Origin of the sequence: Candidatus Magnetominusculus dajiuhuensis, assembly GCF_046044395.1 — a bacterium.
In the GTDB taxonomy this organism is placed as follows: domain Bacteria; phylum Nitrospirota; class Thermodesulfovibrionia; order Thermodesulfovibrionales; family Magnetobacteriaceae; genus Magnetominusculus; species Magnetominusculus dajiuhuensis.
This window is the reverse complement of record NZ_JBJUSG010000200.1, coordinates 1-3,853: the sequence shown is the minus strand read 5'-3', so window position 1 is coordinate 3,853 and position 3,853 is coordinate 1. Positions and strand designations below refer to the sequence as shown.

The window sequence follows — 3,853 nt, the reverse complement described above, 5'->3', positions numbered from 1 at the left end:
TGCTTTCAAAAACCCTTTTATCAATAGGTGCAAATTTCTATATCGGAGCTTGGGGTGTAATAAGGCTTTTTTTTGTCATCTTCGTCTTTCCATAGGACGGCTATTTGTTTGTATAGCATATTTATCACCTCCTTTCATATGTTATAGCTTGATTAAAGCCTTACTTAGCAACAGTTGCGACACTGCTTGCTGAATCGTGTGATAGTGACTCTCCTGTGTATACTTTCATTATAGTACACTGGTATTTTTCGTCAATCTAACTTTCACACAGGGTGAGGCCCCCCCATTTTTTCGAGATAGAGACTTGCAAAATACTCATATATATGCATATAATTAAGTATACTGCACAAAATAATGGAATAATATGTAGTTAGTACCACTGGAGTCAATGTGAGAGATATTATACTAGGTCATAAAGCAGAACGTGATGAGCTCCTTAGGGCGACGTATGTACAAAGGGAAGGAATTCACAATGCCCGACAGAACATGAAAAACGACCTCATCAAGGTCATTATCGGTCCACGGAGGGCTGGTAAGTCTGTCTTTGGCATACAGATACTTGATGGATTGGATTTTGCTTACCTGAACTTCGATGACGAACGGCTTCTTGGAATATCCGATTATGATGACCTTCTAAAAGGCATCAGACAAGTTTATGGAGAGACTAAGACCATTCTTTTTGATGAGATACAAAATCTTAATAAATGGGAACTCTTTCTGAACAGGCTCCATAGGAAGGGATTCAATCTAATCGTCACCGGTTCAAATTCGCGCTTATTAAGCCGGGAACTCTCTACTCATCTGACCGGCCGTTTCGTACAATTTCAGATCCTACCGTTTTCTTTTAATGAATTCCTTAGCGCAAGAAGTTTTTCAATAGACGAGATGGTTGGACTGAAAGAGCGTCAGGGAACAGTACTCAATCTTCTGAGTGAATACCTTGAAAAAGGTGGTTACCCGGAAGTCCTGCTGAAAAACATCGACCCAAAAACCTACATAGCGACTCTGTTTGAAAGTATCTTATTTAAAGACATTGTAAAGAGATACAATGTACGATTTGCTAAGAAACTTTATGACCTCGGACTGTATCTGGTTACAAACCACTCAAATGAGTTTTCATACACAAGTCTGAAAAATGCCCTTGATTTCAAAAGCGTACATACTGTCGAAAACTACACAGAGTATCTCACCGAAGCTTTTTTGATATTTTACTTGGAACGATTTTCCAATAAAGTTAAGGAACAGATAAAGAGCCCAAAGAAAGTCTACACGTATGATACGGGGATAATCAACGCGGTAAAGTTCAAAACAGCGCCTGACACTGGAAGATTGATAGAGAATGCAGTAGCCATAGATCTGCTGAGAAGGGGAAGGGAGTTTTATTCTTATAAGACAAAAGATGGCAAGGAGATTGATTTTGCCGTAAAAGAGGGCCTGAATATAATCCAGTTGATTCAGGTTTGCTATGACATGGGAAAACTCACAACGAAAAAAAGAGAGTTGTCCGCTCTTACTAAAGCAGCACAGGAAACCTCATGCGATAACCTGCTTGTCATCACATGGGATTATGAGAATAGAGAATCCCATGAACGAGCGGATATTATTTACATGCCATTATGGAAATGGCTTATAGGTGACAGATAGCATTGGGGTTAGATACATTCAACCACCCACGTATGTACGTATTGCGTTATTTCCACCATTTATAGTACATTAGACTATTCAAAAGGAGGTGTCTTCATGAAAGTTGAATTAACACCTGATGCCGCCCAGTGGGTAGAGGCCGAGCTTGATGCCGGGCGCTTTCCTACAGCAGAAGATGCCGTTCGCTATGCGGTCAATCATGCTAAAATATCAAGACTTCGCGCCGAAATAGAAGCCGCCGAGGCGGAGGGAGGCAGTTTTACACCGGACGAGGTGCGCAGCTTTGTATTCGATCATCTTGACCACGTTGTCAGCCCGTCCGGTCACTAAATGCCGCGCCTCGTTTATCTGGCAGCAGCCCGCCGCAACCTATCCGAGATTGCCGCTTATATTGAGCGCGAGAGTGCCAGCCGTGTCGTTTCCAAAAAATTCGTTGGCAAGTTGATGAATTATTGCGAACAAATTGCAAAACTACCCAGTCTGGTAGGTCGTGCGCGGCCAGAAATTGGGAATAATTACCGCAGCATCACTTTTGGCAGCTATGTAATCTTTCTGCGTTATGCCGACGAAGACGGGCCACGCAGCCACCTGTATATTATTCATATCGTGCATGGTGCACGCGATTTAGATGCTTATTTCATTCAGTATGGGGACAGCTAAAGTACATGCTGCGCACTGTGATAAAAACGTGATAAAAAACGTGATAAAACTGACTATAAACAACGAAATCCTGATAAATCAAAAGTGCGGTTTATCCTTTATAAAACAAGTACTTATCGGGTATTTCCAAGCTCTTGTCAGAGCCTCAGGTAGTGAATGGCATTCAAGAGGTCGACGGTTCGATCCCGTTCAGCTCCACCATATGTTAAACGCTACCTTGCGTACCCCATAAACACCATCACCACCCCACAAACCCGCTGATTACGCCGTTTCAGATAATCCCATATGTGCCGGTTAGTTTTGCTTTACCTTCCCTGTGAGATATAATCTTACGTGCTGGATATCAAGGTTTTGTCTGGTTTTCTATCTGGTAATGATGTAAAATCCGGCACTTATAATTCTATTGACATTATTATCTCATTAGTGTATAATAAACATACACTGCAATATAAAATAATGGAGGGGATAATATGAAGATTGAAAATTTTGACTACGGATGCTATGAGAACTTTCTAAATACCATAGAGATTGGTAAGGTTCAAGTCCATAAAAATCTTGCCATATACCCGCTGTATTCACCATTGGCAAAAGAACATGGGTTCGCCTTGTTAGATGAGGTAATTGGGACCACATCCTTTACCATCAGAGAAGTCAGGCACGGCTCGGATTCCTTTCCCCATCCGCTTACGAAAAATAGCTATATGAAAAAAAGGATGCGGCATGAATGATTTAGTGTCCACGTAAGCGTCAAGAAAACCCCATCTTTACAGGGGAAGTAGCAGGTGTCATAATGGGCCGAAACAAGGAGCCTTTGACAACCTGCAACACGATTTGCTGATGAAGGCACTACGGAAACATACTGACTGCAAGTGGGTACTGCTATACGTTGAGCGATGGCTGAAGTCGCCGTCGTTAGACGCTAATGGAGTGTTACGTGAACGCAACTGCGGTACGCCACAAGGTGGTGTCGTTAGTCCGTTGCTCATGAATCTTTTCATGCACTACGCATTCGACAAGTGGATGCGAAGGTCAATACCCGGCTGTCAGTTTGCCAGATATGCTGACGATGCAGTAGTACACTGCCGTACAGAGCAGCAGGCAAAGTGGGTGAAGGAGCGGAGCGTTTTGCGCAATGTGGGCTGGAACTTCACAAAGACAAAACAAAGATAGTCTACTGCAAGGACAGCAATAGGCGTCTAAACTAACAGTTCAGTTCACCTTTCTGGGCTTCACATTTCAACCTCGAAGCGCTCAAAAAGGCGATGGAGAGTTGTTTACGAGCTTTTTGCCGGGTGCAAGTCGAAAAGCACAAGTGCGAATGCGTCAGCAGATACGAAGTTGGCGGCTTCCGCACCAAACACCGGGGACGCTTCAGGAGTTCTCGGAGAAGTACGATGCAGTACGAACTACTTTGGAAGTTTCTATCCAGCGGCTGAGGGGGAAGCTCCCTCGGTCGACTCAACATAGAAACGGGTTTTGTCTGTGGCAGGGATGGTACATGTTGGCTGTTGGGCACATGCGCGGCGGAAGTTTGTGGAGGCGATAGAGG

The 3,853-nt window shown here is 43.5% G+C and carries 6 protein-coding genes; all 6 read left to right on the top strand.

All coding sequences use genetic code 11. The features are described 5' to 3' along the window. Positions 1 to 390 precede the first annotated feature (390 nt). On the top strand, positions 391 to 1,644 hold the full coding sequence (locus AB7D94_RS16710; RefSeq protein WP_420267201.1) for an ATP-binding protein: 1,254 nt from the start codon (positions 391 to 393) through the stop codon (positions 1,642 to 1,644). Between the two features lie 96 nt (positions 1,645 to 1,740). Continuing rightward, a complete protein-coding gene (locus AB7D94_RS16705) occupies positions 1,741 to 1,974 on the top strand; it encodes a ribbon-helix-helix domain-containing protein (RefSeq protein WP_420267200.1) in 234 nt (77 codons plus the stop codon). Further along, complete coding sequence (locus AB7D94_RS16700; RefSeq protein WP_420267199.1) at positions 1,975 to 2,304, top strand: type II toxin-antitoxin system RelE/ParE family toxin; 330 nt, start codon at positions 1,975 to 1,977, stop codon at positions 2,302 to 2,304. It begins immediately after the preceding gene. Between the two features lie 470 nt (positions 2,305 to 2,774). Continuing rightward, a complete protein-coding gene (locus tag AB7D94_RS16695; RefSeq protein ID WP_420267198.1) occupies positions 2,775 to 3,032 on the top strand; it encodes a hypothetical protein in 258 nt (85 codons plus the stop codon). A gap of 109 nt (positions 3,033 to 3,141) precedes the next feature. After that, positions 3,142 to 3,474 carry a reverse transcriptase domain-containing protein gene (locus tag AB7D94_RS16690; protein WP_420267197.1) on the top strand — a complete coding sequence of 111 codons (333 nt, stop codon included), beginning with the start codon at positions 3,142 to 3,144 and terminating at the stop codon, positions 3,472 to 3,474. Positions 3,475 to 3,786: 312 nt separating this feature from the next. Continuing rightward, positions 3,787 to 3,853 (top strand): IS66 family transposase (locus AB7D94_RS16685; protein WP_420267202.1); only part of this gene is annotated, 67 nt, incomplete at its 3' end.